Origin of the sequence: Streptomyces sp. NPDC059679, from assembly GCF_042734105.1 — a bacterium.
GTDB lineage: Bacteria > Actinomycetota > Actinomycetes > Streptomycetales > Streptomycetaceae > Streptomyces.
The window spans coordinates 1-21,872 of sequence record NZ_JBHWES010000038.1; the positions used below are offsets into that span (position 1 = coordinate 1).

At 69.4% G+C, this 21,872-nt stretch carries 20 protein-coding genes; 13 read left to right on the plus strand and 7 right to left on the minus strand.

The features are described 5' to 3' along the window. Positions 1-231 precede the first annotated feature (231 nt). From ACFV2X_RS32540 to ACFV2X_RS32550, 3 genes are all read left to right on the plus strand, one after another. Positions 232-678, plus strand: coding sequence for a hypothetical protein (locus ACFV2X_RS32540; RefSeq protein WP_385623417.1), 447 nt, complete (start codon positions 232-234; stop codon positions 676-678). A 39-nt stretch (positions 679-717) separates the two neighbouring features. Beyond that, on the plus strand, positions 718-1,794 hold the full coding sequence (locus ACFV2X_RS32545; RefSeq protein ID WP_385623419.1) for a hypothetical protein: 1,077 nt from the start codon (positions 718-720) through the stop codon (positions 1,792-1,794). Positions 1,795-1,895: 101 nt separating this feature from the next. Beyond that, positions 1,896-2,489, plus strand: coding sequence for a TetR/AcrR family transcriptional regulator (locus ACFV2X_RS32550; protein ID WP_385623422.1), 594 nt, complete (start codon positions 1,896-1,898; stop codon positions 2,487-2,489). Positions 2,490-2,541: 52 nt separating this feature from the next. Here ACFV2X_RS32550 and ACFV2X_RS32555 read toward each other — a convergent pair whose 3' ends face one another. Together ACFV2X_RS32555 and ACFV2X_RS32560 are read right to left on the minus strand one after the other, a co-directional pair. After that, positions 2,542-3,567, minus strand: a complete 1,026-nt coding sequence (locus tag ACFV2X_RS32555; RefSeq protein ID WP_385623425.1) for a DeoR/GlpR family DNA-binding transcription regulator — start codon at positions 3,565-3,567, stop codon at positions 2,542-2,544. Positions 3,568-3,700: 133 nt separating this feature from the next. Next, positions 3,701-5,149, minus strand: a complete 1,449-nt coding sequence (locus ACFV2X_RS32560) for an NAD(P)H-quinone dehydrogenase (RefSeq protein ID WP_385623427.1) — start codon at positions 5,147-5,149, stop codon at positions 3,701-3,703. Between the two features lie 86 nt (positions 5,150-5,235). Here ACFV2X_RS32560 and ACFV2X_RS32565 point away from each other — a divergent pair, with 86 nt between their 5' ends. From ACFV2X_RS32565 to ACFV2X_RS32580, 4 genes are all read left to right on the plus strand, one after another. Next, positions 5,236-5,673, plus strand: coding sequence for a gamma-glutamylcyclotransferase (locus tag ACFV2X_RS32565; protein ID WP_089513235.1), 438 nt, complete (start codon positions 5,236-5,238; stop codon positions 5,671-5,673). A gap of 163 nt (positions 5,674-5,836) precedes the next feature. Beyond that, positions 5,837-6,658, plus strand: a complete 822-nt coding sequence (locus ACFV2X_RS32570; RefSeq protein WP_385623430.1) for a purine-nucleoside phosphorylase — start codon at positions 5,837-5,839, stop codon at positions 6,656-6,658. Between the two features lie 557 nt (positions 6,659-7,215). Continuing rightward, on the plus strand, positions 7,216-8,961 hold the full coding sequence (locus tag ACFV2X_RS32575; protein ID WP_385623433.1) for a phospho-sugar mutase: 1,746 nt from the start codon (positions 7,216-7,218) through the stop codon (positions 8,959-8,961). Between the two features lie 323 nt (positions 8,962-9,284). After that, positions 9,285-9,665 (plus strand): hypothetical protein, encoded by a 381-nt coding sequence (locus ACFV2X_RS32580; RefSeq protein ID WP_385623436.1) that lies wholly within the window; start codon positions 9,285-9,287, stop codon positions 9,663-9,665. A gap of 19 nt (positions 9,666-9,684) precedes the next feature. On the opposite strand, the gene ACFV2X_RS32585 is transcribed toward ACFV2X_RS32580, so the two are convergent. Then, on the minus strand, positions 9,685-10,887 hold the full coding sequence (locus ACFV2X_RS32585) for an FAD-dependent monooxygenase (protein WP_385623438.1): 1,203 nt from the start codon (positions 10,885-10,887) through the stop codon (positions 9,685-9,687). 141 nt (positions 10,888-11,028) lie between these two features. On the opposite strand from ACFV2X_RS32585, the gene ACFV2X_RS32590 reads away from it, so the two are divergent. From ACFV2X_RS32590 to ACFV2X_RS32600, 3 genes are all read left to right on the plus strand, one after another. After that, on the plus strand, positions 11,029-11,748 hold the full coding sequence (locus ACFV2X_RS32590) for a TetR/AcrR family transcriptional regulator (RefSeq protein ID WP_385623440.1): 720 nt from the start codon (positions 11,029-11,031) through the stop codon (positions 11,746-11,748). A gap of 21 nt (positions 11,749-11,769) precedes the next feature. Beyond that, entirely contained in the window at positions 11,770-13,101 is a 1,332-nt protein-coding gene (locus tag ACFV2X_RS32595; protein WP_385623442.1) for an ankyrin repeat domain-containing protein, read from the plus strand. Positions 13,102-13,325: 224 nt separating this feature from the next. Beyond that, positions 13,326-14,477, plus strand: a complete 1,152-nt coding sequence (locus ACFV2X_RS32600) for a MalY/PatB family protein (RefSeq protein WP_385623444.1) — start codon at positions 13,326-13,328, stop codon at positions 14,475-14,477. A gap of 58 nt (positions 14,478-14,535) precedes the next feature. Here the strand turns inward: ACFV2X_RS32600 and ACFV2X_RS32605 are convergent, their stop codons facing one another. Both ACFV2X_RS32605 and ACFV2X_RS32610 read right to left on the minus strand, forming a co-directional pair. Beyond that, complete coding sequence (locus ACFV2X_RS32605; RefSeq protein ID WP_385623447.1) at positions 14,536-14,757, minus strand: DUF397 domain-containing protein; 222 nt, start codon at positions 14,755-14,757, stop codon at positions 14,536-14,538. Continuing rightward, positions 14,754-15,584, minus strand: a complete 831-nt coding sequence (locus ACFV2X_RS32610; RefSeq protein WP_385623449.1) for a helix-turn-helix domain-containing protein — start codon at positions 15,582-15,584, stop codon at positions 14,754-14,756. Before ACFV2X_RS32610 ends, ACFV2X_RS32605 begins: the two co-directional genes overlap by 4 nt. A gap of 264 nt (positions 15,585-15,848) precedes the next feature. Here ACFV2X_RS32610 and ACFV2X_RS32615 point away from each other — a divergent pair, with 264 nt between their 5' ends. Continuing rightward, positions 15,849-16,175 carry a hypothetical protein gene (locus tag ACFV2X_RS32615; protein WP_385623452.1) on the plus strand — a complete coding sequence of 109 codons (327 nt, stop codon included), beginning with the start codon at positions 15,849-15,851 and terminating at the stop codon, positions 16,173-16,175. Between the two features lie 469 nt (positions 16,176-16,644). Further along, positions 16,645-17,565 (plus strand): hypothetical protein, encoded by a 921-nt coding sequence (locus tag ACFV2X_RS32620; protein ID WP_385623454.1) that lies wholly within the window; start codon positions 16,645-16,647, stop codon positions 17,563-17,565. On the opposite strand, the gene ACFV2X_RS32625 is transcribed toward ACFV2X_RS32620, so the two are convergent. After that, entirely contained in the window at positions 17,552-19,714 is a 2,163-nt protein-coding gene (locus tag ACFV2X_RS32625) for a DNA methyltransferase (RefSeq protein WP_385623456.1), read from the minus strand. The genes ACFV2X_RS32620 and ACFV2X_RS32625 overlap by 14 nt on opposite strands. A gap of 186 nt (positions 19,715-19,900) precedes the next feature. Between ACFV2X_RS32625 and ACFV2X_RS32630 the strand changes: the two genes are divergently transcribed. Continuing rightward, positions 19,901-20,338 (plus strand): GntR family transcriptional regulator, encoded by a 438-nt coding sequence (locus ACFV2X_RS32630; protein ID WP_385623458.1) that lies wholly within the window; start codon positions 19,901-19,903, stop codon positions 20,336-20,338. An 898-nt stretch (positions 20,339-21,236) separates the two neighbouring features. Here ACFV2X_RS32630 and ACFV2X_RS32635 read toward each other — a convergent pair. After that, the gene (locus ACFV2X_RS32635; RefSeq protein ID WP_385623460.1) at positions 21,237-21,872 is read right to left on the minus strand and encodes an SUKH-4 family immunity protein; all 636 of its coding nucleotides are present in this window, start codon (positions 21,870-21,872) and stop codon (positions 21,237-21,239) included.

Here is a 21,872-nt window from a genome sequence, read left to right on the forward strand (position 1 = left end):
TGAACGCCCACCGGGCCGGCACCATCAAGGGCCTCGCCGCCGAGGTCGGCGCCTCCATCACCTCCGGCGCCGTCATCTGCGAAATCAAGGACTGACAGCCGGGGCTGACACCCCGCCACACAGTCGAACGCCGGGCCCCGGTCGATCTTCTCGACCGGGGCCCGGCGCATACGGTGGCCACCGGAGCTGTCCGGGCGGCAGGATGGGAACCCGGCCGAGGAGGGGGAGCCTATGGCGCAGAAGGACCTGGAAGCGCTCATCACGCGGATCCAGGCTGCCGCACGGACCGGGGACGCGCCGTCCCGGCGGGCTTGGGACGCGCTGATCGCGCTGGTGCTTCGGCGGGGCGCCACGGCGGCGGACCTCGCGTTGACCCCGCGCCGACTCGTCGTACTGATCGAGGAACGCCTCCGCGAGGACCAGCAGTTCGACCGCAGGCTCCGGGAGTGGACGAGCCAATACGGCACGGTCGCCAGGAGCGGCAAGGCCCGCAGCAGGCTCAGCGGCTCCAGCGAATCCAGCAGCGGCCCTGTCGTCCAAGGCAACGTCCACGGGAACGTCACGATCGGCGACGCCATGTCCGCCCGGCCGCCCGGCCCTCCCGGCCCTCCGTTCGGCGACGACGACTGGGACGACGAAACGACGGACGACGACGAGACGACAGACGACAACGCGTGACCGACCCTCTCGCCCCTCACCCACGGGAGGCCCGCCCCCGTGGGTGATATCGCCAAGGGCGTGCTCGGTGGCGCCTGGACCCTGCTCGTCGGCTGGATCCTGCCCACCGCGCTCAACCTCTCCGTCTTCTTCTTCACCGTCGCGCCCAGCCTCCACCACATCGACCTGGCGCAGCGCCTGTGGCCCTCGTCGAAGGTCAACACCACCCTCCTCTTGCTGACCGTCTCCCTTCTCCTCGGACTCGTCGTCTCGGCGGTGCAGGCCCTGCTCTACCGCCTCCTGGAGGGCTATGTCCTATGGCCCGCCACCGCCTACGACGCGCGCTGCCGCCACCACCGACAGACCAAGCGGGACCTCGGCGACCGCCTCGCGCTACTGCGGCTTGAGGACCTCGAGCGCGCGGGCGGGCAGCTACCCGAGGACGCCGCCCGGCAACTGGCCGATCTGCGCGCCAACCCCCGTATCGCCCGCGCCGCCCGCCGGGACCGCCTCCGTACGGCAGCTCAACGCGCCCTGCTGCAGGAACAGTTGCGCCGCTATCCCATCGACGACGACCAGATCGCCCCCACCCGCCTGGGCAACGCCATCCGCCGTCTGGAGGAGTACGGCTATGACCGCTTCCGCCTCGACACCCAGGTGCTGTGGGGGGAGCTGACCGGCACGGCGCCCGAACAGGTCCGCCGCCAGGAGGAACTGGCCCGCGTCAGCGTCGATTTCTTCGTCGCCCTGCTCTACGGCCACGCCGCGGTGGCGGCGGCCGCGCTGGCCGCGCTGGCCTCCGGAGACGCGGACCGCCCCGTGCTGCTGATCACTGCCGCCGCCCTGACCGCGCTGATCCCGCTGTGGTACCGGTCCGCCGTGACCGCCACCGACGTGTGGGCCGCGGCCGTACGGGCGCTGGTCAACGTGGGTCGTAAGCCGCTGGCCGAGTCGCTTGGCCTGACGCTGCCGTCCGAGCTCGCTGCCGAGCGCACCATGTGGACGCTGGTCTGCGTGTTGTCCCAGGCCCCCTACCATGAACGCGCGGCAGCCCTCGACCCGTACCGCGCCGACCCCCAGCCGCCGCTGGTCCGGCCCCCGGTCCCGCCGCCGACGCCGCCCCCACCCGGCTCGTAATGGCATGCTTGACCCACGGCCCCGTACGGCCCATCACCCCCGTACGGCCGGCCGACCCGTACGACCGACCCCGTACGACCAGCGGCGCAGGGAGGACCGCGATGGCGACCGAGACAGCCACGGCGCACACCCCACCGCGCGCCATGCGCGCCGACGCGCGCCGCAATTACGAGCGGCTGCTGACCGAGGCGAGGACGGCGTTTGTCGAGCATGGCACCGACGCGTCTCTTGAGGACATCGCGCGCCGCGCGGGCGTGGGGATCGGCACGCTCTACCGGCACTTCCCCAACCGCACCGCGCTCATGGGCGCCGTCTTCCAGAAAGAGGTGTGCGCGCTGCTGGCGCGCGCCCGCGAGCTGGCGAAGGCGCCGCAGCCGTGCCGGGCGCTGGTCGACTGGCTGCGCGAGATCATCGATTACGCGAGCACCTACCGCGGGCTCTCACACGCCCTGATGGCGGCCTCCGGGGACGAGAGCTCATCGCTGTCCCAGGGGTGCGGTCTGCCGATGCGCGAGGCGGGCAGCGCGCTGCTCGCCCGCGCCCAGCAGTCCGGGAACGTACGGTCCGACGTCGGCATAGACGATCTGATGCAGCTGACCAACGCCATCTCGCTGGCCGTGGAACAGTCGCCGGACGACCCGGAGTTGGCCGACCGGCTGCTGGCCCTGACCTTCACCGGCCTGAAGCCGCGCTGAGCCGGCCAGGGTTTCAGCCCTCTCAGCGCCTCAGCCTCTAGTCTCCAGCCCCTCAGCGCCGCCGTGGCGCCAGGTCCGCGACCCGGCCGCCCGGTCCCGGCTGCTCCGCCAGCGGCATCGCGCCGCGCAGCGTGGCGCCGGGCCCGGGCCCCGGTGGGTGCGGGTGGTTGCGGCGCGGTCCGGGGAGCGGCAGCCCCTCCTCCGTACCGCGCGCGGGGGGCGAGCCGCCGAGCCGGGGCTGCTGGCGGCCCGGTGCCGCCGGGCCGCCCTCACCGCCCGCCGGGCCCGAACCCGCGCCCGGCCCGGCCACCGCGATCTGCACGCCCTGGTCGGCGAGGGCCTGCAGTTCGGTCAGGGCGCGGTCGTCGTGCGGCGGCGGTTCGTCCGTGACCAGACGGGTGATCACATCCGTCGGCACCGTCTGGAACATGGTGTCGGTGCCCAGCTTGGTGTGGTCCGCGAGGACCACCACCTCCGCCGCCGCCTGTACCAGCGCCCGGTCGACGCTGGCCGACAGCATGTTGGACGTGGACAGGCCGCGCTCGGCGGTCAGCCCGCTGCCGGACAGAAAGGCCCGGCTGACCCGCAGCCCCTGCAGGGACTGCTCGGCACCGCTGCCGACCAGCGCGTAGTTGGAGCCACGCAGGGTGCCGCCGGTCATGACGACCTCCACCCTGTTGGCATGGGCCAATGCCTGTGCGACCAGCAGGGAGTTGGTGACCACGGTCAGGCCAGGGACGCGCGCGAGCCGGCGGGCCAGCTCCTGCGTGGTGGTCCCGGCGCCGACCACGACGGCCTCGCCCTCGTCGACGAGACCGGCCGCGAGATCGGCGATGGCCGTCTTCTCCGCGGTCGCTAGATGGGATTTCTGCGGGAAGCCGGACTCCCTGGTGAATCCGCCCGGCAGCACCGCACCGCCGTGCCGGCGGTCGAGCAGTCCTTCTGCCTCCAGCGCCCGCACATCCCGCCGTACGGTCACTTCGGAGGTCTGGACGACGCGGGCGAGCTCGCGGAGCGATACCGCTCCGTTCGCACGCACCATTTCAAGGATCAATTGGCGACGTTCTGCAGCGAACACGAAACTGACAGTAACGCCAACGACCGTCTGGTTTCAGCAGCTTGCACCAATTAACAGATGTTGTTCGTCTACGACCCCGCGAGATGGTATGGAAGCGGATTACGTTCCTCGCGCGCCGCTCCCGGCCCTCTTCCTACGCCTCCGCCTGTGTCTTCCGCGTGTGCAGCTGCCGGGCCACCTCGGCGATCGAGCCGGACAGCGACGGGTACACCGTGAAGGCGCTGGCGATCTGCTCCACCGTCAGGTTGTTGTCGACCGCGAGCGAAATCGGATGGATCAGCTCGCTGGCGCGCGGCGCGACCACCACACCGCCGACCACGATGCCGGTGCCCGGACGGCAGAAGATCTTCACAAAGCCGTCCCGGATGCCCTGCATCTTCGCGCGCGGGTTGCGCAGCAGCGGCAGCTTCACCACCCGGGCGTCGATCTTCCCGCCGTCCACATCGGCCTGGGAGTAGCCGACCGTGGCGATCTCCGGGTCCGTGAAGACGTTCGCCGAGACGGTCTTGAGGTTCAGCGGGGCGACCGCGTCGCCGAGGAAGTGGTACATCGCGATCCGGCCCTGCATGGCCGCCACCGACGCCAGCGCCAGCACCCCGGTGACGTCCCCCGCCGCGTACACGCCGGGCGCGCTGGTCCGCGAGACCTTGTCGGTCCAGATGTGTCCGGAATCCTTGAGCCGGACCCCGGCCTCCTCCAGGCCCATCTCCTCCGTGTTCGGGATCGAGCCGACGGCCATCAGACAGTGGGTGCCCGTGATCACCCGCCCGTCGGCGAGGGTCACCTCCACCCGGTCCCCGACCCGCTTGGCGGCCTGCGCCCGCGAGCGCGCCATCACGTTCATCCCGCGCCGGCGGAAGACGTCCTCCAGCACGGCCGCCGCGTCCGGGTCCTCGCCCGGCAGCACCCGGTCCCGGCTGGAGACGAGGGTGACCTTCGAGCCCAGCGCCTGGTACGCGCCGGCGAACTCGGCGCCCGTGACACCGGAGCCGACCACGATGAGCTCTTCCGGGAGCTCGTCCAGGTCGTACACCTGCGTCCAGTTCAGAATGCGCTCGCCGTCCGGCTGCGCGTCCGAGATCTCCCTCGGGTGTGCCCCGGTCGCCACCAGCACGGCGTCCGCGACCAGCGTCTGCTCGGTCCCGTCCGCGGCCCGGACGATCACCTTCCGCGACCCGTCGGGCGACTGCGACGGCTCCAGCCGCCCGCGCCCGCGCATCACGCGCCCGCCCGCGCGGGTGACCGAAGCGGTGATGTCATGCGACTGGGCCAGCGCCAGGCGCTTCACCCGTCGGTTGACCTTGCCCAGGTCGACGCCTACGACCCGGGCCGCCTGCTCCAGCGGCGGGGTGTCATCGGCGACGATGATGCCCAGCTCCTCATAAGAGGAGTCGAAGTTCGTCATCACCTCAGCGGTGGCGATCAAAGTCTTCGACGGCACGCAGTCGGTGAGCACCGACGCCCCGCCCAGACCGTCGCAGTCGACGACGGTCACCTCCGCGCCGAGCTGGGCAGCGACCAGCGCCGCCTCATAGCCGCCGGGTCCGCCACCAATGATCACGATCCGAGTCACATGCTCCATTGTCCCGCACTCGTTCGACATCACTCCTCCGGGGGGTTCCCGGCGCCCCCGAAACCTTGGTCCCCCACTCCCGTACCCTCTGAGCCATGTCGCTCTACGCCGCGTACGCCGGCAACCTCGACGCGCGGCTGATGACCCGCCGCGCACCGCACTCCCCGCTGCGCGGCACGGGGTGGATCAACGGCTGGCGCCTGACCTTCGGCGGCGAACAGATGGGTTGGGAGGGCGCCCTCCCCACCATCGTCGAGGCACCGCGCTCCCAGGTCTTCGTCGCCCTGTACGACATCGCCCCCATGGACGAGGAGTCCATGGACCGCTGGGAGGGCGTCGGCCTGGACATCTACCGCCGGATGCGGGTCCGCGTCCACACTCTGGATGGCGACGAGGCAGCCTGGCTGTACGTACTGAACGGCTACGAGGGCGGTCTGCCGTCCGCGCGCTACCTCGGCGAGATCGCGGACGCCGCGGAGTCCGCGGGGGCCCCGCACGACTACGTCATGGAACTGCGCAAGCGCCCCTGCTGAGACCGCGGCCCGGTCGCGTTCTCGCCGCTTCCTCGCCGCCTCCTCGCCGTCTCCCCGCCGCTTCCTCACCGCGCCTCTTCCGCGCGGTTCGATCGCGCCTTGGCAACGAATCGAACACCCCTGTCGATACTTCTACGCGCGTAGGCAATCACCGGCTAGTCTCATGCGCGTGAACGCATCAGTTACCCATCAGGGGGACCCCCACGCCGCCGCCGACGCCGCGGCCGCCCGCCTGCGTGAACTCACCGGCGCTGAGACCCACGACGTCGCCCTGGTCCTCGGCTCCGGCTGGGTACCCGCCACCGACGCGCTCGGTACCCCGGAACACGAGTTCCCGGTCACCGATCTGCCCTCCTTCCCGCCGCCCGCCGTCGAGGGCCATGCGGGCAAGATCCGCTCGTACAAGATCAACGACAAGCGAGCGCTGGTCTTCCTCGGCCGCACGCACTACTACGAGGGCCTCGGTGTCGCCGCCGTCGCGCACGGCGTACGGACCGCCGTCGCCGCCGGCTGCAAGACCGTAGTCCTCACCAATGGCTGCGGCGGCCTGCGCGAGGGCATGCGCCCCGGCCAGCCGGTGCTGATCAGCGACCACATCAACCTCACGGCCGCCTCGCCGATCGCCGGTGCGCACTTCGTCGACCTCACCGACCTCTACTCGCCCCGGCTGCGCGCGCTCTGCCGGCAGATCGACCCCAGCCTGGAGGAGGGCGTCTACGCGCAGTTCCCCGGTCCGCACTACGAGACGCCCGCCGAGATCACCATGACCCGCACCCTCGGGGCGGACCTCGTCGGCATGTCCACCGCCCTGGAGGCGATCGCCGCCCGCGAGGCGGGCGCCGAGGTCCTCGGCATCTCCCTGGTCACCAACCTCGCGGCGGGCATGACGGGCGAACCCCTCAACCACGAGGAGGTCCTTCAGGCCGGCCGCGACTCCGCCGCGCGGATGGGGAGCCTCCTGGCGCAGGTCCTCGACCGCGTCTGACTCCGCCTGCGCCTGTCGCCGGGACCCGCCCGCCGACGCCCCGGGCCACGGCCTGAGCCGGTGACCCTGCGTACGCACTCGCCCGGTCCCACAGGACCGGAGCCGGTGCCCCGGACGCGCTGCCCCGGGCCGGTAACCCCGGCCCTGCGGCCCCGAGCCGCCGACGCCGAGCCCCCGACCCCGGCTCGCCGCCCTTGTCAGCCGGCGGACCGGGCGAGCGACGGCCGGGCGGCAGGCGGTCAGGGGACGTACGGGCCGAGCGGCGGGCGGCCAGGGGGCGTACAGGCAAACTGCGGGCCGGGTGACGCCGCAGGCCGGGTGACCGGACCGCGGAGAGCGGCGACCGCGCGGCACCACCCGCGCCGCGCACCGGGCGTCGCGCTCGTTTCCCGGGGTACTCACTGGTCAGCCACCCTCGGCGGCCATTCACCTCCGGCCGCGCCGAGGCGGCGGGCGCGGGTTCGCGACAGCGCTGCCCGGCCCCAGCCGACCCGCCCCGAACCCTCACGCACACGCCCGACCCAGCCACCCCCCAGAGCCACACCAGGAGGCCGCCCATGGCGCCCACCCCAGAGTCCGAACTCATCTCCGAGGCCAGCGCCTGGATGGCCGAGGACCCCGACCCCGAGACCCGTGACGAGCTGGCCGAGCTGCTGGAGGCGGCCGAGGCGGGCGAGCCTCAGGCGCTCGATCAGCTCGCCGACCGGTTCTCCGGCACCCTGCAGTTCGGCACCGCCGGTCTCCGGGGCGAGCTGGGCGCCGGGCCCATGCGGATGAACCGCGCCGTGGTCATCCGCGCCGCCGCCGGTCTCGCGGCGTACCTCACCAAGCAGGCGGGCTCCGCCGAGCACACCGCCCCCGGCGAGCGGCCCGGCATCGTCGTCATCGGCTACGACGCCCGCTACAAGAGCGCCGACTTCGCCCGCGACACCGCCGCCGTCATGACCGGCGCGGGTTTCCGGGCGGCTCTGCTGCCGCGTCCGCTCCCCACCCCCGTCCTCGCCTTCGCCATCCGCCACCTCGGCGCGGTCGCCGGGGTGGAGGTCACCGCCAGCCACAACCCGCCCCGCGACAACGGCTACAAGGTCTATCTCGGCGACGGCTCCCAGATCGTGCCGCCCGCCGACCTCGACATCGCCGCCGAGATCGCCGCGATCGGCGGCCTGGCCGGCGTGCCCCGCCCGGACTCCGGCTGGGAGACCCTTGGCGACGACGTCCTGGACGCCTATCTCGCCCGTACGGACGCCGTCCTCACTCCGGGATCCCCCCGGGACGTACGCGTCGTCTACACCCCCATGCACGGCGTCGGCGGTGAGACGGTCATCGCGGCCTTCGCCCGCGCGGGCTTCCCGGCCCCCACCGTGGTCGCCGAGCAGGCCGAGCCGGATCCGGCGTTCCCGACCGTCGCGTTCCCCAACCCGGAGGAGCCGGGCGCGATGGACCTGGCGTTCGCGACCGCCCGCCGCCTCGGACCCGGGGGCGCGGACATCATCATCGCGAACGACCCGGACGCCGACCGCTGCGCGGTGGCCGTACCCGATACCGCCCCCGCCGCGACCGCCTGGCGCATGCTCCGGGGTGACGAGGTCGGCGCGCTTCTCGCGACCCACCTCATCCACAAGAGCGCCCGCGGCACGTTCGCGACCTCGATCGTCTCGTCGTCCCTCCTGTCCCGGATCGCGGGCGCCGCTGAGCTTCCGTACGCCGAGACGCTGACCGGCTTCAAGTGGCTGGCCCGGGTCGACGGGCTGCGCTACGCCTACGAGGAGGCGCTGGGCTACTGCGTCGACCCCGGCGGCGTACGCGACAAGGACGGCATCACGGCCGCCCTGCTCGTCGCCGAGCTGACGGCCGAGCTCAAGGAGCAGGGTCGTACGCTCACCGATCTGCTCGACGACATCGCGCTCGAGCACGGGCTGCACGCCACCGACCAGCTGTCCGTACGCGTCGAGGACCTGTCCCTGATCGGTCAGGCCATGAAGCGGCTGCGCGAACAGCCGCCCACCGAGCTCGCGGGCCTCGCCGTGTCCTCCAGCGAGGACCTGTCGCGCGGTACGGCGACACTGCCCCCGACGGACGGGCTGCGCTACCGCCTCTCCGGCCGCATCGGCAGCGGCCCGGGGAGCACGGTCCGGTCGGCCCGGGTGATCGTCCGCCCCAGCGGCACCGAGCCCAAGATCAAGTGCTACCTGGAGGTCGTGGTCGACGTCCCCGGGGCGGACGCGCTCGCGTCGGCGCGTACGACGGCGGAGCAGGTCCTGTCGGCGGTCAAGGCGGATCTCGCCGCGGCGGCCGGCATTTGAGGCGGGCGGCCTCCGGGACGCCGGACCGGAAGGGGCCTGCCGGGTTTCCGGTGGGCCCCGGTGGGTTTCCGGTGGGCCCCCGGTGGGTTTCCGGTGGGCCCCCGGTGGGTTTCCGGTGGGCCCCCGGTGGGTTTCCGGTGGGCCCCTCACTCCCGGGTGAGGTAGCTGAACCCCGTGTCCTGCCCGACGCAGGGTTGGAGCGTGGGCCCCAACGGTCCAGACGGAAGGCCGGCCCCGGACCGGTACACTTCCGGCCAAGCCATGACCATGCCAGCCCTGACGGAAGGCTCCGGTTCAGCGTGTCCTTTGCGAGTGAGCATCACTTGCCGCCGGATCAGGCAGCGGAGTTGGCGCGCAAGGAGCGCGCGGGAAAAGAACATCTGCTGTGGCCGGGACTGACCCTGGTGCCGGTCATCATCGCGGTGATCATGCTGCTCACTCCGGCCGACTTCCATGAGACCGTCGAGCACCAGAGCGGGATGACGGAAAGCGTCTCCCTGAAGTGCGGCTCCGTGGTCTCTCCGCGCGCGGAGCGCACGGAGGACGGGTTCTCCCGCTACCGCGACCAGTGCAACGCGCGGCGGACCCAGCGGATGGGCTATGCCGGGCTCGCGCTCTCGGGCGCCGTTGTCATCGCGGCGGTCGGCGCCGCCGTTCAGCGCAGGCCGCGCGGTTCCGCCGTGGCGGCGTCACCGCCGGCGTAGTGGTGCGTCGGTAGGACGCTCAGCGACCAGCCCCCGTCCGCCGACGCGGCTCAGCGGCGTAGTCGGGCAGGGCCACATCGCTGCTGACCTTCTCCCCCAGCCTGAGCATCCAGTTCAGGAAGAAGGGCCTGGACAGCAGGCCGTTGCGGAAACGCAGGCCGGTCGCGGTGCCGGGCGCGAGGAACTTCCCGGTGCGGTCGCCGCCGGTCTGGCAGCCCTTGGCGTACTGCCGGAGCCTGCCCTCGTAGCGCGCGAAGGCCGCCCGATGGTCGCCTCCGGCCCGCGCGAGCTCGCCTGCCAGCACATAGGCGGCCACCACGGCGGTGCCCGTGCCCATCCCCCCGATGGTGGCCCCGCACGCCGCGTCGCCCACCAGGCACACCCGGCCGCTGGACCAGCTGTCCACATCCGCTCGGCTGATCGAGTCGAAGTACAGCTCGGGGGCCCGGTGCAGCGAATCCAGCAGACGGGGCACCTCCCAGCCGAGGCCGGAGAAGGCGTCGGCGATCAGACGCTTCTGCTGCTCGGGATCGTGGCGGTCGTACGACAGCTCGGGCGCGGCGAAGACGAAGAACGCCCCGGCCCGCGCCGGGTCCCGGTGGTCGGCCCCGACGGAGGCGAGCCGCCCCGGCACGTTGTAGCCGACCGAGCCCTTCTCCCACCCCAGTTCATTGGCGAGCTCCCAGGTGGCGGCGTAGTAGCCGAGGTGGCTCACGTAGTCCTCCTCGGGGCCGAAGGCGAGGCGCCGGACATTGGAGTGCAGCCCGTCCGCGCCGATCACCAGGTCGAACTCGCGCGAGGCCGCGTGCCGGAAGTCGACCCGCACACCGGAGGGGGTCTCGGTGAGGCCGGTGATCGAGTCGCCGAAGAGGTACTCGGTGTGGTCCAGGCTGCGCTCGTAGAGCAGCTGGGCCAGGTCGCCGCGTAGCACCTCGATGGCGCCACCGGCGAACTCCGCGGGCAGGTGCAGCAGCGTCCGGCCGCTTTCGTCGACGAAGCTCATCGGGCTGCCGCCGGTCTGCATCCCGCGCAGCTCGGGCAGCAGGCCCATGCGCTCCAGCACGGTCAGGTGCGTATCGCCCCGGAAGTCGACGGCCCGGCCGCCGCCGCGCAGGGCCGGGGCCAACTCGACGACCGTCGGGTTGAAGCCGTGGCGCCCCAGCCAATAGGCCAGCGCCGGGCCGGCGATGCTCGCGCCGGAGATGAGGACGTTCCGGTTCATGGTTTCTCCACCCCTGAGAACTGTGTCCGACGGACACGATTAATTACTGTGTACCATAGACGCAGTTATTTGGCACAGCAAGACGCCAAGAAGCACAAGACATCGAGACATCGAGGCATCGAGGCAAGAGGGGCGACGGACATGGCCGACAACCACGCCGAGACGGTGCGGCTGCTGTGGGGCCCCCACGCCAAGCCGTCGCGCGGCCCCCGGCCGACCCTCGACCTGGACCGCATCGCTCGGGCCGGTATCGAGATCGCCGACTCCGAAGGGCTGGCCGGTGTCTCCATGCAGCGGGTCGCCGCTCAACTGGGCGTCACCAAAATGGCGCTGTACCGCTACGTCCCGGGCAAAGCCGAGCTGATCGCCCTGATGGTCGAGGCCGCGATCGGCCCGTACCCGGCCGCGGGGGACACACAGCCCTCCGGCTGGCGGGGACAGCTGGAGGACTGGGCCCGCTGTCTGCTCTCCGTCTTCCTCCCGCACCCATGGACGCTCGACGCCACCATCGGACCGCGGGTCATGGGGCCCGCGGAGCTGGGCTGGATGGAGCGCGCCGTCTCCGCGCTGGACGGTACGGAGCTCAGCGGCGCCGAGCGCATGGACGCGGTCGTCCTGCTGGTCGGCCATGTACGCGGCATCACCCAACAGGCCCGCGCGGCGGGCCCGGCGGGCACCCCCGAGGCGGAGCTGGGCGGCATCCTCGCCGACCTGATGCGGGATCAGGGAGAGCGTTTCCCCGCCCTGGCCGCCGCCCTCGCCTCCGTGGAGCAGTCCGGCGGACAGGACCAGGCTTGGGAGTTCGGCCTCCAGCGCATCCTGGACGGTCTGGCCGTGCTCATCGACCAGCGCGGACACTGACCGTCGTACACAATCGCGACCATGGATTTGAACGACGTGCTGCGCTGCCTCAAGGAGGCCGAAGCCGACCGGCGTCGGCCCGAACTCTGCGGCGGGCGCTATGTGTCCGTGGCCAACCGCCATGCCTACGACGACGCCTCCCCGCTGCCGCTCGACCTCTTCGACGGGGTCGACGACGAGGAGGGCGAGGAATGCGACATCCTCACGGGGCTGGGCGAGGCCGCTTCCGTGTACGACGCGTTGGACATCCTGGCGTCCACCGTGCTGGACGAGGTGGGGGATCCGCCCGACGAGGACGACATGAGTGAGGCGGACCTCCAGCGGCTGGAAGGCATCGACTCACCTGAGCACCGCGCTCTCGCCTGCCTGCTCATGGGCTACGAAGGCGCCATCGACGTGGACACGAGCGCAGGCGCGGGCTGGTTCGCCGGTGCCCGCATCGTCTTCCTCAGCACAGCGGTCCCGCCCAACCAGGAAGCCGACTACGGCATCCTCGAACTCCAGCCCACCGGCGAGCCCACGGACGCCGACCGCGCGCTGATGGACGCCGCCGAGGCCGGTGACACCGACGCACTCTCCGAGGCCCTGAGCGAGGGTGCCCGCGTCAACGCGCTGGACGAGCGCGGCATGAGCGCACTCCACATCGCCGTGGCCCACCGCCGGCTGTCCGCCGTGACAGCGCTGCTGGCCGCGGGGGCCGATCCCGCGCTCCAGGCCGCCTACAACAACGCCCCTCAATTCGCGTCACTCGACGACAGCGAGCGGGTCGCGGCCGGCTCGGAGCGGATCGAGGACGCCGACCACCTGGACATCCTGCGCACGCTCATCGAGGCGGAAGCCCCCGTCAACGCGCAGAACCGCGACGGCTCGACCCTGCTCGACCTGGCGATCGCCACCCACCCCTACCCCGAGGAGACCATTCGCCACCTCGTCGGCCAAGGCGCGCGGAGTATCCGGCTCACGGATCCGGATTTCGGCCGCCTCCTCGCCGTCCTGCCGCACAGCGACGGCCGACAAGCCCTCGAAACACGCGTCAGCCAACTGCGGTTCCTCCTCGAGTCGGGAGCCCGCCCCGAGGACGCCGAGGTGGCGGCCCAGCGGCCGTGGCTACGAGCTCAGGACGGCCCGGCCTTGCACGCGCTGCTCCACTTCACCGGGTACTACGAACGCGAGGTGCCCGGCGACATACTTCTCGCCCTCGTCGATCTGCTCCTCCGACACGGTGTCCGCGATACGTCGTACCAGGGCAGCACCGCGCTGGAGTGCGCCGAGGGTTGGGTGAAGAACGGCCACGCCAACTACGAGCCGGTGGTGCGAAGGCTGCGCGAGGCCGCCGCCGAGGACGGCGTCTGACGGAGGACAGACGGCCTGGCGGCGCTCCGCCGAGATCGCCGGGCCGCGCAACCCTCGACGCTCAAAGGGCCGGTGGTCGCGCGAGGCGTGGCGGACTTCCGACAGCACTTGTCGTTTTACCGAAAGCGGCATGATCCCCGCCGGATCGATCATCGAGACGTGATGACAGCGCCGTGGGCTCACCCGCGCCGCGTCCCCGTGCAGACCTCAAGGAGGCCACCCTCATGGGCCTGGGCAATCTCTCGATCGACCCGCTCGCGGAGCTGAGGAAACGCCAAAGCGCTAAATGGCGGACCTTCCCGGACGACGTCCTGCCCCTTCCCGTCGCGGAGATGGACTTCCCCCTGGCAGCGCCGATCGCCAAGGTCCTCCACGAGGCGATCGACCGGTCGGACACCGGCTACGCGGCACCAACCCGCGACCTCGCGGACGCGGTCAGCGGCTACGCCCTGCGTACCTGGGACTGGAAGATCGACACCGACCATGTGCGTACCGTCGCCGACGTGGGAATCGGCATGGTCGAAATCCTGCGGCGCATTGTCAGCCCCGGAGACCACGTGGTGATCAGCCCGCCGGTGTACGAACCTTTCTCCTGGTGGGTACGCGAGGTCGGGGCCCACACCGTCGAGGCGCCGCTGGCCGACGGACCGCTGGGATGGCGGCTCGACCTGGACGCCCTGGAACGGGCCTTCGCCGCCAACGCCACGGCGTACGTGCTGTGCAACCCGCACAACCCCGTCGGCCTCGTGCACCCGCGCGAGGACCTGGTCGCACTCGCCGAACTGGCCGACAAATACGGGGTCTACGTGCTGTCCGACGAGATCCACGCCCCGCTCGTCCTTCCGGGGGCCGATTTCGTCCCCTTCTTGTCGGTGTCGGATGCGGCGAGGCGCTGGGGATTCTCGTTCCTGTCGGCCAGCAAGGGCTGGGACCTGGCCGGGCTCAAGGCCGCCACCGTCATCACCGCCGACCCGGCACCCAAGCGGTACGTCGACCGTCTCTCGCCGCATTCGCTCTACCGCACCGGACACCTCGGAGTGATCGCCACGGTCGCCGCGTTCAACGATGGTGATCAGTGGCTTGCTGATGTCCTGGACATGCTCGACCACAACCGGAGACTGCTGGACGGCCTGCTGAGAAAGCTGCTCCCCGCGGCTCACTACAGACAGCCGCAAGCCGGCTTTCTGGCCTGGATCGACTTCGGCGCTCTCGGCTGGGGCGACGACCCCACCGAACACATCCTCAACACCGCGCGCGTCGCTCTGAACGCCGGCCACCGTTACGGCCCCCTCGGCGTCGGATTCGCGAGGCTCAACTTCGGCTGCTCACCGAAGATTCTCACCGAGGCCATCACGCGGATCGCCACAGCCGCCTGAAAGGGCGCGGCCCTCACCCGTCGGCGAGGGCCGCGCCTTTCAGACGTCGTTGACCGGATCAGGCGGCGGGGAACCCGCCGCCCTTGACGGCCGAGACGAACGACGACCACGCCGCCGCCGGGAAGACCAGGGCGGGGCCGTGCGGGTCCTTGCTGTCACGGACGGGGAGCCGGCCGGTGGACGCGCACCCGGGTGCCCACTCGACGCATGTGCCGCCGTCACCATTGCTGTAGCTGGACTTGACCCACTCCGCTCGGGAGAGATCAGGGGTGCTGCTCATGGCGTCAAAGCCTCCATGACGGAAAGGATGAATGCCGCCGTCTGCGTCGGCGACAAGGCGTAGGCCCTGAGCAGATCGTACGACCGCATACGCCTGACCACCCTCTCCTTGTCCTCGATGAGTTGCCCCGTAGTGATGCCCTCCTCATAGGCGACGGCCGTACCGTCGTCCAGGGTCAGCAAATCAAGCGCGCCGCCCATCAGCGCATGCTCACCGCGCTCGTACGGCAGCACCTGGATCACGCTGTTCGGTGTGTCCACCAGCTCGGCCAAGCGGGCCAGTTGGGCGCGCATGACCACCGGTCCACCGATCGGCCGCCTCACACACGCCTCATCCAGGATCACCGACAGATGAGGAGCGGGCGTGGTCCGTAGAAGAGCCTGGCGACCCATACGAGCCGCCACCTTCTCCTCTATCTCCTCTGCCGTGGCGTCGGGGTTGCTGACTCGGAAGAGCGCCCGGGCGTAGTCCTTCGTCTGCAACAGACCGGGCACGAGTTGTCCGGCGTAATGCGCGATGGCCCGCGCACGCGCCTCCAGCTCCATGAGACGTCGGTACTTGTCCGGGTGCACCTCGTGCCGCGCCAGCGCGTACAGCTTCACGAAGATCCCGTCCGTGCCGAACGCCGCGTCCAGCTGAGCGGGGAGTTCGGGAGGGATCATGTACTCCGCGAGCTCGATCCGACTCAGGTGACTGCGGCTCGAGTTCACCACGTCGGCGAGCTGTTCCAGGCTCATCCCCGCCAGTTCGCGGTGCCGTCGCAGCTCGGCGCCGAAGAGATGGCGGGCGCTTCGTTCGGGTGTCAGTTCACGTTTACGCGCGGCCATGTGCGCAACTCCTGCCTCCCAAGGTGCGGTCGGGAGTCCAACCACTGCCGAGCCTACGCACTGACAGCCACACTTGCACTACAAACAGTAAACAAGGCCCGGCCATGCACAGTCCCCCGCGACGCGACTTGGAGGGAACGTCCGGGGGCGTGGCCACCAGCCGTAGCCATAAGGAGCTGATGACGTGCTCGACCCTAGCCCTTGCTCACTCGCATACGTGAGTGCCCTTTTCGCCTCCCGGATCCTCGGTGCGGGGACTGCCCGGTGAACGCGACAACCGGCCTGCGCCTGCTGCCCTGGACCAGCCCGGACGGCAAGCCGTGCTATCTGGCGGCGGACGACGGCAACAGCCGCTTGAGCCGACGCGCGGACGAAATCGAAGCTCTCCAGCTGTCCATGGGCACACAACTGCTCGGCCATGCCCGGGTGCTGCTCACCGACCGCAAAGCGGACGCCGGGGAACTCCGGTTCCTGGCGAACCGCCTGTGCGAGGCGCTGCGCGATGTGCTGCGCGTGGCCGAGAGCAGGGGCATGCGCCTGCCCGCGTACGGCGATGACGGCCCCGCCGGGGCCGTCGGGGTGTCGTCATGACCGACCCGGCAGGTCAAGGCCGTCCCGGGACGGGGCCCGCGGCGCACGGGCGAGGACGGTCTCGCGCTGCCACTCCAGATCAACAGTGGCGGACAGCACCGCCCCATCGCCGAACAGGAGCTGACCCCTGCCGAGGCGGAACAGCTGCACGCGGCCATGTGCTACGCACTCAACGCGCAGCGCCCGCCCGCCGACGCCCCGGCGTGCCGTCAGCCGGTCCACTACCCGGGCGGCCGACAGCGGTACTGAAGAAGACAGCCGTCCGCTCCACGGGAGCCGCAGGCGGGCGGCGCTCAGCCGCCCGCCCGAAATTGTCTGCGGGAAGCGTCCCGGACGGGCCCGGAGGTCGGCCGCCGCTCGGGCCTATGCTTCCCGACCGAGCCCCCACTACCACAAGCCGAAGTAGCGGAACCGATCATTGCGATCACCGTCCTGCGCGCCAGCACGCCTGTGTGCTACTTCTGACGTCATGAGCTCTGAAGCAAACGACAGGGTCCGCCCTGGGGACTTGCCGGCGATCGCCTTCACGATCCTCTCGGAGAACTTCTTCGATCACGAGGGACGTCCGGTTCCCTTCCGGCTGCGAGACAAGCGGAACACCCAAGACGACCCGTTCGACGAGTACGTCACCGACCTGCTGCGCGAGGAGCTGCCCAAGGAGGTCATCGTTCTCCGAGCAGACAAGCCGCTGGTCAGCCCCGACGCTGTCATCGCGCGACCCGAGGAGTACGAGCTTCTGCGGACCGGCGGGGTCGACTACGACCCGCGAGCGATCTTCGGCCTCGAGGTCAAGAAGGTTGATCTCGGCAGGAATGGGAAGCCTGCTCGTTCCACAGGTCTCGACTACAACAGCACCCCGCCTTGCGCGACCGTGCGCGTGTATGCCGAGGACGGCGTCGAAATTCGTATCCCCGGTTATTACCTCTTTGTCGCTCTTCAGGGTGACGAAGAGGGCGGTACTGTGCGGGTGCATTCGATGGTGCTGGTAGCCGGAGCAGTTCTGAATAAGGACGTTGATCTCTATGACCGCATAACGGGAACGCGAATCAAGGAGATCGGACTCGGCACCTACGGCGACGGGGCGAACCGGGTGCGACCGATGCTGCTCTTCTCCAACCCACTCGGATGGGAGTGGATGTTGGGCGCGGCAACCCTCATCAGCGAGCGCAATAATCTTGCGGATGAGCAGCCCCTCGTCCACGTACGCGACATGACCCGGGCTGTCTCGCCAGGGGTGTTCGAGCTCTTCCATTGTTACAGGCTCGCCAAATTGTCTCCCCCCGCCGAGGAGACTGCGCACAATCCCTTCCCGCAGCCAGAGAAGCGCAAGGAGGAGACAGCCCAGCGAGGCCGGTTCGAAGTGGATCTACGGACACTCACTTTCGGTTAGAGCACACGTCAAGAGCAGCGGCAGCTGAGGTAACCGCCCCTTCAGCCGCCCCTGTCAGCGCTTCAATGGCCAGCGAGTTGCCGGGAATGGTGTGGAGCGCGAGGATGGAGCCCCTCACCACGGATTCAACGTCCGCATATCCAACCTTAATGCCAGCCTCCTGGCACTCGCGTAGCGCAACAAGTGCTCGTTCACGTACCGCCTCCACCGTGGGCCACTCGGGCACCACGTGTCCCACGAGTCGGCATACCACGATCGCGTCCAGATTCGACGGATCAGCGGCACTGGACTTGATGGTGCTCGTACTCATCTCTGCCTTGACGGGCTGAACTGCGGTAATGACCAGCCCCGCGCTCTCCAGCGCCTTGACCAGTTCAACCCAGCCCGTGATCCGCGCTTGATGGAAGGTAAAGGCGAGCAGACCGTTCGGCTTCAGGAGCCGGGCACATTCCTTCCACACGGCGGCAATAGCACGGCCGAACTCGGCAGGGTCGGCGGATTGGACTTCCTCTGCGTGGCGAGTTGTGATGACGCTTGCCGGGTAGCTCTCGAATGGCTGGATCTGTCGGAGCCAGGCGTGGAAGAAGTCGGCGAGTTCGCTGTAGTGGACGTTATCCATGAACGGCGGATCGGTGATGACCAAGTCCACGGACTCATCAGGGAGATCGAACGAGGCAGAAGATCCACAGTGGACATACGCGCTCGCGTGGCCCTGTTCGAAGTCGTCGGCATCGCCGAACGCCAGAGAAAGGGGCTGCGACAGCCCGAAGACACGCTCCGAAGTGTCGCCCATAGGCACGAGATCATGCGGGGCGCGCTTGTACTCCAATGCACGGATGATGCGTGACTGATAAAGCGTTGAGAAGGCCCCAGAAGATGCAGGGGTACCCCATGGGTGCGCCTCGAGCGGGGTACGTTCGGGTTTTAGAACGTGGTTGGAAAACATGTGCCGGACAGCACCAGTTCCTTCGCCCTTGAACGAACAGAAGATGTTGTTGAATTCCAACACGCCAGAGAAGAGTGCAGCCAGGGCCTCACGCTCCGGCCCCGGGGCAAGGTCACGGATGGCCTTCCCGAGCAACCCAAGACTGTAAAGTTGGCGGGCGTTGAAGAACTCGCGCCATTTACGGTAGTTCCAACGGATTGCCTGTCGGGTGTTGTGTCCGTCGTCCAGCGTTCCGACCGGCAGTACGAGTTCGTCGCGTCGCTCTTCAAGCAGCTTCTCGGCCTCCGCGTAAAGCGCAACGTCGAAGTCGTCGATTGGTTCGTACTGGCGCGATCCATCCGCAGCAAGCACTTGCTTCGCATACATCCGCAGCCGCGGAGGCCGTCCCCCCAAAGCATCGATGACCTTCGTCACGTGGCCCTGCGGGCAGGCCATGGTCGCACGGTTGACTGGGCCAACCAGGTCTGAAGTCTGTCCACAGGCATGACAGGTGAGCTGCTTGTCCCTGACCACATCCACGATGGCGATCGCGTGACAGTGCGGACACGTTGCCTTGCTCGCCGGATACTTCTTCGGGTAGGCATGCTGAGCAAAGACGTACCGGCTGAACAGTTCCACTGGCGGTGCCTCGGGAGAACACTGGGGGCACTTGGCCAGAGCGACCCAAAAATAGTAGAGAACAGGCCGACCATGCTTGTCCTTGTGCAACTGATCGATCTCATGGCGGACCTGAGATTCCACTTCCTTGAACGCATGGTCCAACCGCGCGCGGTCCCAGGGGGCCAGGGCCTGCCGCTGGACCAAGGTGGCCACAGGGTTGATATCCCTGCCGACCACCTTTGCGCCGAGCTTGGCCGCCTCTGCGAGCGTCGTCCCGGAGCCGGCGAAGGGATCGCAGACAACAAGACCGTCGAGCCGGAGCGCATTGCTGTAGCAGTCAACCGCATCTTGTTCGTCCTGTGCCACAGACGCAGCCAGGATGCCGCGGAAGACAGATCCGAGCCGTTGCGCCCACCACTTGTGGGTGTGCGTGGCCGGCCGGTGCACTTCCTTGCGCCAGGACTCCCGCTCCGCGGCGGCTGACACGACCCCGGCAGGAAAAGCCGTCTCCAGCGCCGCCACCGCCGGGACCGAACTTCGGACGATCGACGTCGGGCCGTCCTCCACAGCACTGAAAATACTGTCCTGCTCGAAGACCGTCATTGATACCTCCAGGTTCCGTCCAAGTATCGCCGGTCTCCGCTGCCGCATAGCCGACTCACCACATCACCCAGGCAACGAACCGGGCGGTAGCCACAGAATGACATAGATCGAACTAGCTCAGTGGGAGCTTATCCAGGTCCCCAACGGTCGGCAAGCCAACTGACCTAGGCCGACTAGGATCACCGTATGGAGCTAAGTCCCGACGATCCACGCCCTGCCTATCTGCAGATCGCCGCCACGTTGCGTGAGGAAATCTCGACCGGGAGACTCAAGCCGGGTTGCCGGCTTCCGTCCGGCAGAGAGCTCGCGAAGGAGTTCGGTACCGCGCTGATGACTGTCCAGCACGCCCTTCGGGTTCTCCGCGAGGAGGGACTCGTCATCCCTCAGCAAGGCCGGGGAGTGTTCGTCCGCCCCTTCGAGCTGCCACAAGAGGTGGATACGCAGATCCATCACTCGCAAGCGCCCCTCGCATCGCAACTGGAAGCCATCCGCATCGAGCTGCGCAGAATGAACGAACGACTGGCAGCGATCGAGCAGCGCCTCGGCGGGGTGAACGGCCCACCGACGGCTTCGCCCGTCTCGGACGACAGCACCAGTGATCATGAAAATGCTGAGCGCTCCTGACCGCGACAGGCCGTGGAAGATACATGAAACAGCTCTCCTGGAGATGAGCGAACGTGAGTATTTCACCTGCGTCGGCCACTGCCCCGGCATGTTCGTCAGCAAGGCGTCCTTCCACTCGCTGACCGCCTTCCAAGCGGGATACGACCAACACGCCAACCGGCGTGGCGAACACGAGCTCACCGGCTGGTACAGGTGGCTCACCACCCGCAGCAGCAGGGACTGCACCGACATCGGCCCACCGTTCACCCGCATCGTCACCGCCAGGGGTGACGGCGCCAGGGCTCTACCGACGGCAGAATCGGGGCATGAGCAAGCCGAGCATCAAGACCAGCGAGGCGGTGCGCGATCGGCTGCGCACCTGCGGAGGAACGCGGGACGACCATCACCGAGCTCTTGGAGGAGCTCGCAGCTCGTGAGCCGACCAAGGCCGAGCAGAAGCAGCGTGCCGCCGAGGCCGCTCGTGAGCTCGGTATCGACACGCCGAGCAGACCAGCGGGCCGGCCAGGACGTCTGGGAGAAGATCCGGGCCCATCAGGGCGGCGCCGCAGCATGAGCCTGACGGCCGTCCTGGACCACACCGCACTGGCCGCCTTATACCGGGCGGACGCGTTCTTCACGGGCCTGTACATCGATGCCTCGCGGCACCGGCCGCGTCCTGATCCCATCGCTGTCTGTCCTCGCCACCGAGCGGCAGGCGCCCGGGGCCGGAAAACATGCCGCGTCACTGCGGTTCGCGGAGCCTGTCTCGTTCACCACCAAGCATGCTGTGGAAGCGATGGCCTGGCCGACTCTGGAGTGACCAGCGGCACACGCGGCAGCGATCGGTCGCAAGCCGTGAACTCCTCGGGCAGTCCAGAGCGACGCCATAGCGGTTGACCGGCGCGACATCGGCCGGCGATCACCCGTGGAGCGAGCGGGCTCCCGGGCTGTTGCCCTTGAAGCGCTGGCCCATGGCGATCTCCTCGCCGACCACCGACCAGACGGTGTCGTCGTCCTGGAAGGGGAGCGGGTCAGTGCTGCTCGTCTCCTGGCGGATACGTTCGACCTCGCGCTCCAGGGCCTCGAAGTCGGCTTCCTCGTCGCCGTCGTCGCCGCTGAAGGTGAACTCCTCGAGCAGGCGCTGGAACCGCAGGGTGACCTGGACGAGGGAGGAGACGTCCGTGTGCAGTTCCTGCACGGTCCCCTCATCGGCGTCGAAGGCGTGCACCTTGCCGGAACCGGGGTCGAGGGCGAGGTGGGCGTTGAGCAGCCAGCCGATGACGGGCCATTCGCCCGCGTCCTCCGAGGCGTCCCCGAAGTCCCCGACGTCCTCGACGTCGACGACGTCGACGACGTCCTGGACGAGGTGGAGCCGGCCGGAGTCCTCGTCGGGCTCACGCAGCCAGAGCGTCCCGGTGGGGACGCCGACGGTCTGCAGGAGGCGGGCGCCCTCGGTCTCCGCGGTGGAGGGCGGGAAGGCAGTGGCGGGCAGGGTCGCGAGCCGATCCTCGCCGAAGATGTCGGCAAGTTCGCTGCGGGTGACATCGAAAAGCAC

Coding starts and splice junctions, on each gene's coding strand:
- ACFV2X_RS32590 (WP_385623440.1), top strand. CDS start 11,029: ATGGCCGACAACCACGCCGAGACGGTGCGGCTGCTGTGGGGCCCCCAC.
- ACFV2X_RS32560 (WP_385623427.1), bottom strand. CDS start 5,149: ATGGAGCATGTGACTCGGATCGTGATCATTGGTGGCGGACCCGGCGGC.
- ACFV2X_RS32605 (WP_385623447.1), bottom strand. CDS start 14,757: ATGAGCAGCACCCCTGATCTCTCCCGAGCGGAGTGGGTCAAGTCCAGC.
- ACFV2X_RS32620 (WP_385623454.1), top strand. CDS start 16,645: ATGAGCTCTGAAGCAAACGACAGGGTCCGCCCTGGGGACTTGCCGGCG.
- ACFV2X_RS32540 (WP_385623417.1), top strand. CDS start 232: ATGGCGCAGAAGGACCTGGAAGCGCTCATCACGCGGATCCAGGCTGCC.
- ACFV2X_RS32565 (WP_089513235.1), top strand. CDS start 5,236: ATGTCGCTCTACGCCGCGTACGCCGGCAACCTCGACGCGCGGCTGATG.
- ACFV2X_RS32600 (WP_385623444.1), top strand. CDS start 13,326: ATGGGCCTGGGCAATCTCTCGATCGACCCGCTCGCGGAGCTGAGGAAA.
- ACFV2X_RS32575 (WP_385623433.1), top strand. CDS start 7,216: ATGGCGCCCACCCCAGAGTCCGAACTCATCTCCGAGGCCAGCGCCTGG.
- ACFV2X_RS32595 (WP_385623442.1), top strand. CDS start 11,770: ATGGATTTGAACGACGTGCTGCGCTGCCTCAAGGAGGCCGAAGCCGAC.
- ACFV2X_RS32550 (WP_385623422.1), top strand. CDS start 1,896: ATGGCGACCGAGACAGCCACGGCGCACACCCCACCGCGCGCCATGCGC.
- ACFV2X_RS32625 (WP_385623456.1), bottom strand. CDS start 19,714: ATGACGGTCTTCGAGCAGGACAGTATTTTCAGTGCTGTGGAGGACGGC.
- ACFV2X_RS32610 (WP_385623449.1), bottom strand. CDS start 15,584: ATGGCCGCGCGTAAACGTGAACTGACACCCGAACGAAGCGCCCGCCAT.
- ACFV2X_RS32630 (WP_385623458.1), top strand. CDS start 19,901: ATGGAGCTAAGTCCCGACGATCCACGCCCTGCCTATCTGCAGATCGCC.
- ACFV2X_RS32585 (WP_385623438.1), bottom strand. CDS start 10,887: ATGAACCGGAACGTCCTCATCTCCGGCGCGAGCATCGCCGGCCCGGCG.
- ACFV2X_RS32570 (WP_385623430.1), top strand. CDS start 5,837: ATGCGCGTGAACGCATCAGTTACCCATCAGGGGGACCCCCACGCCGCC.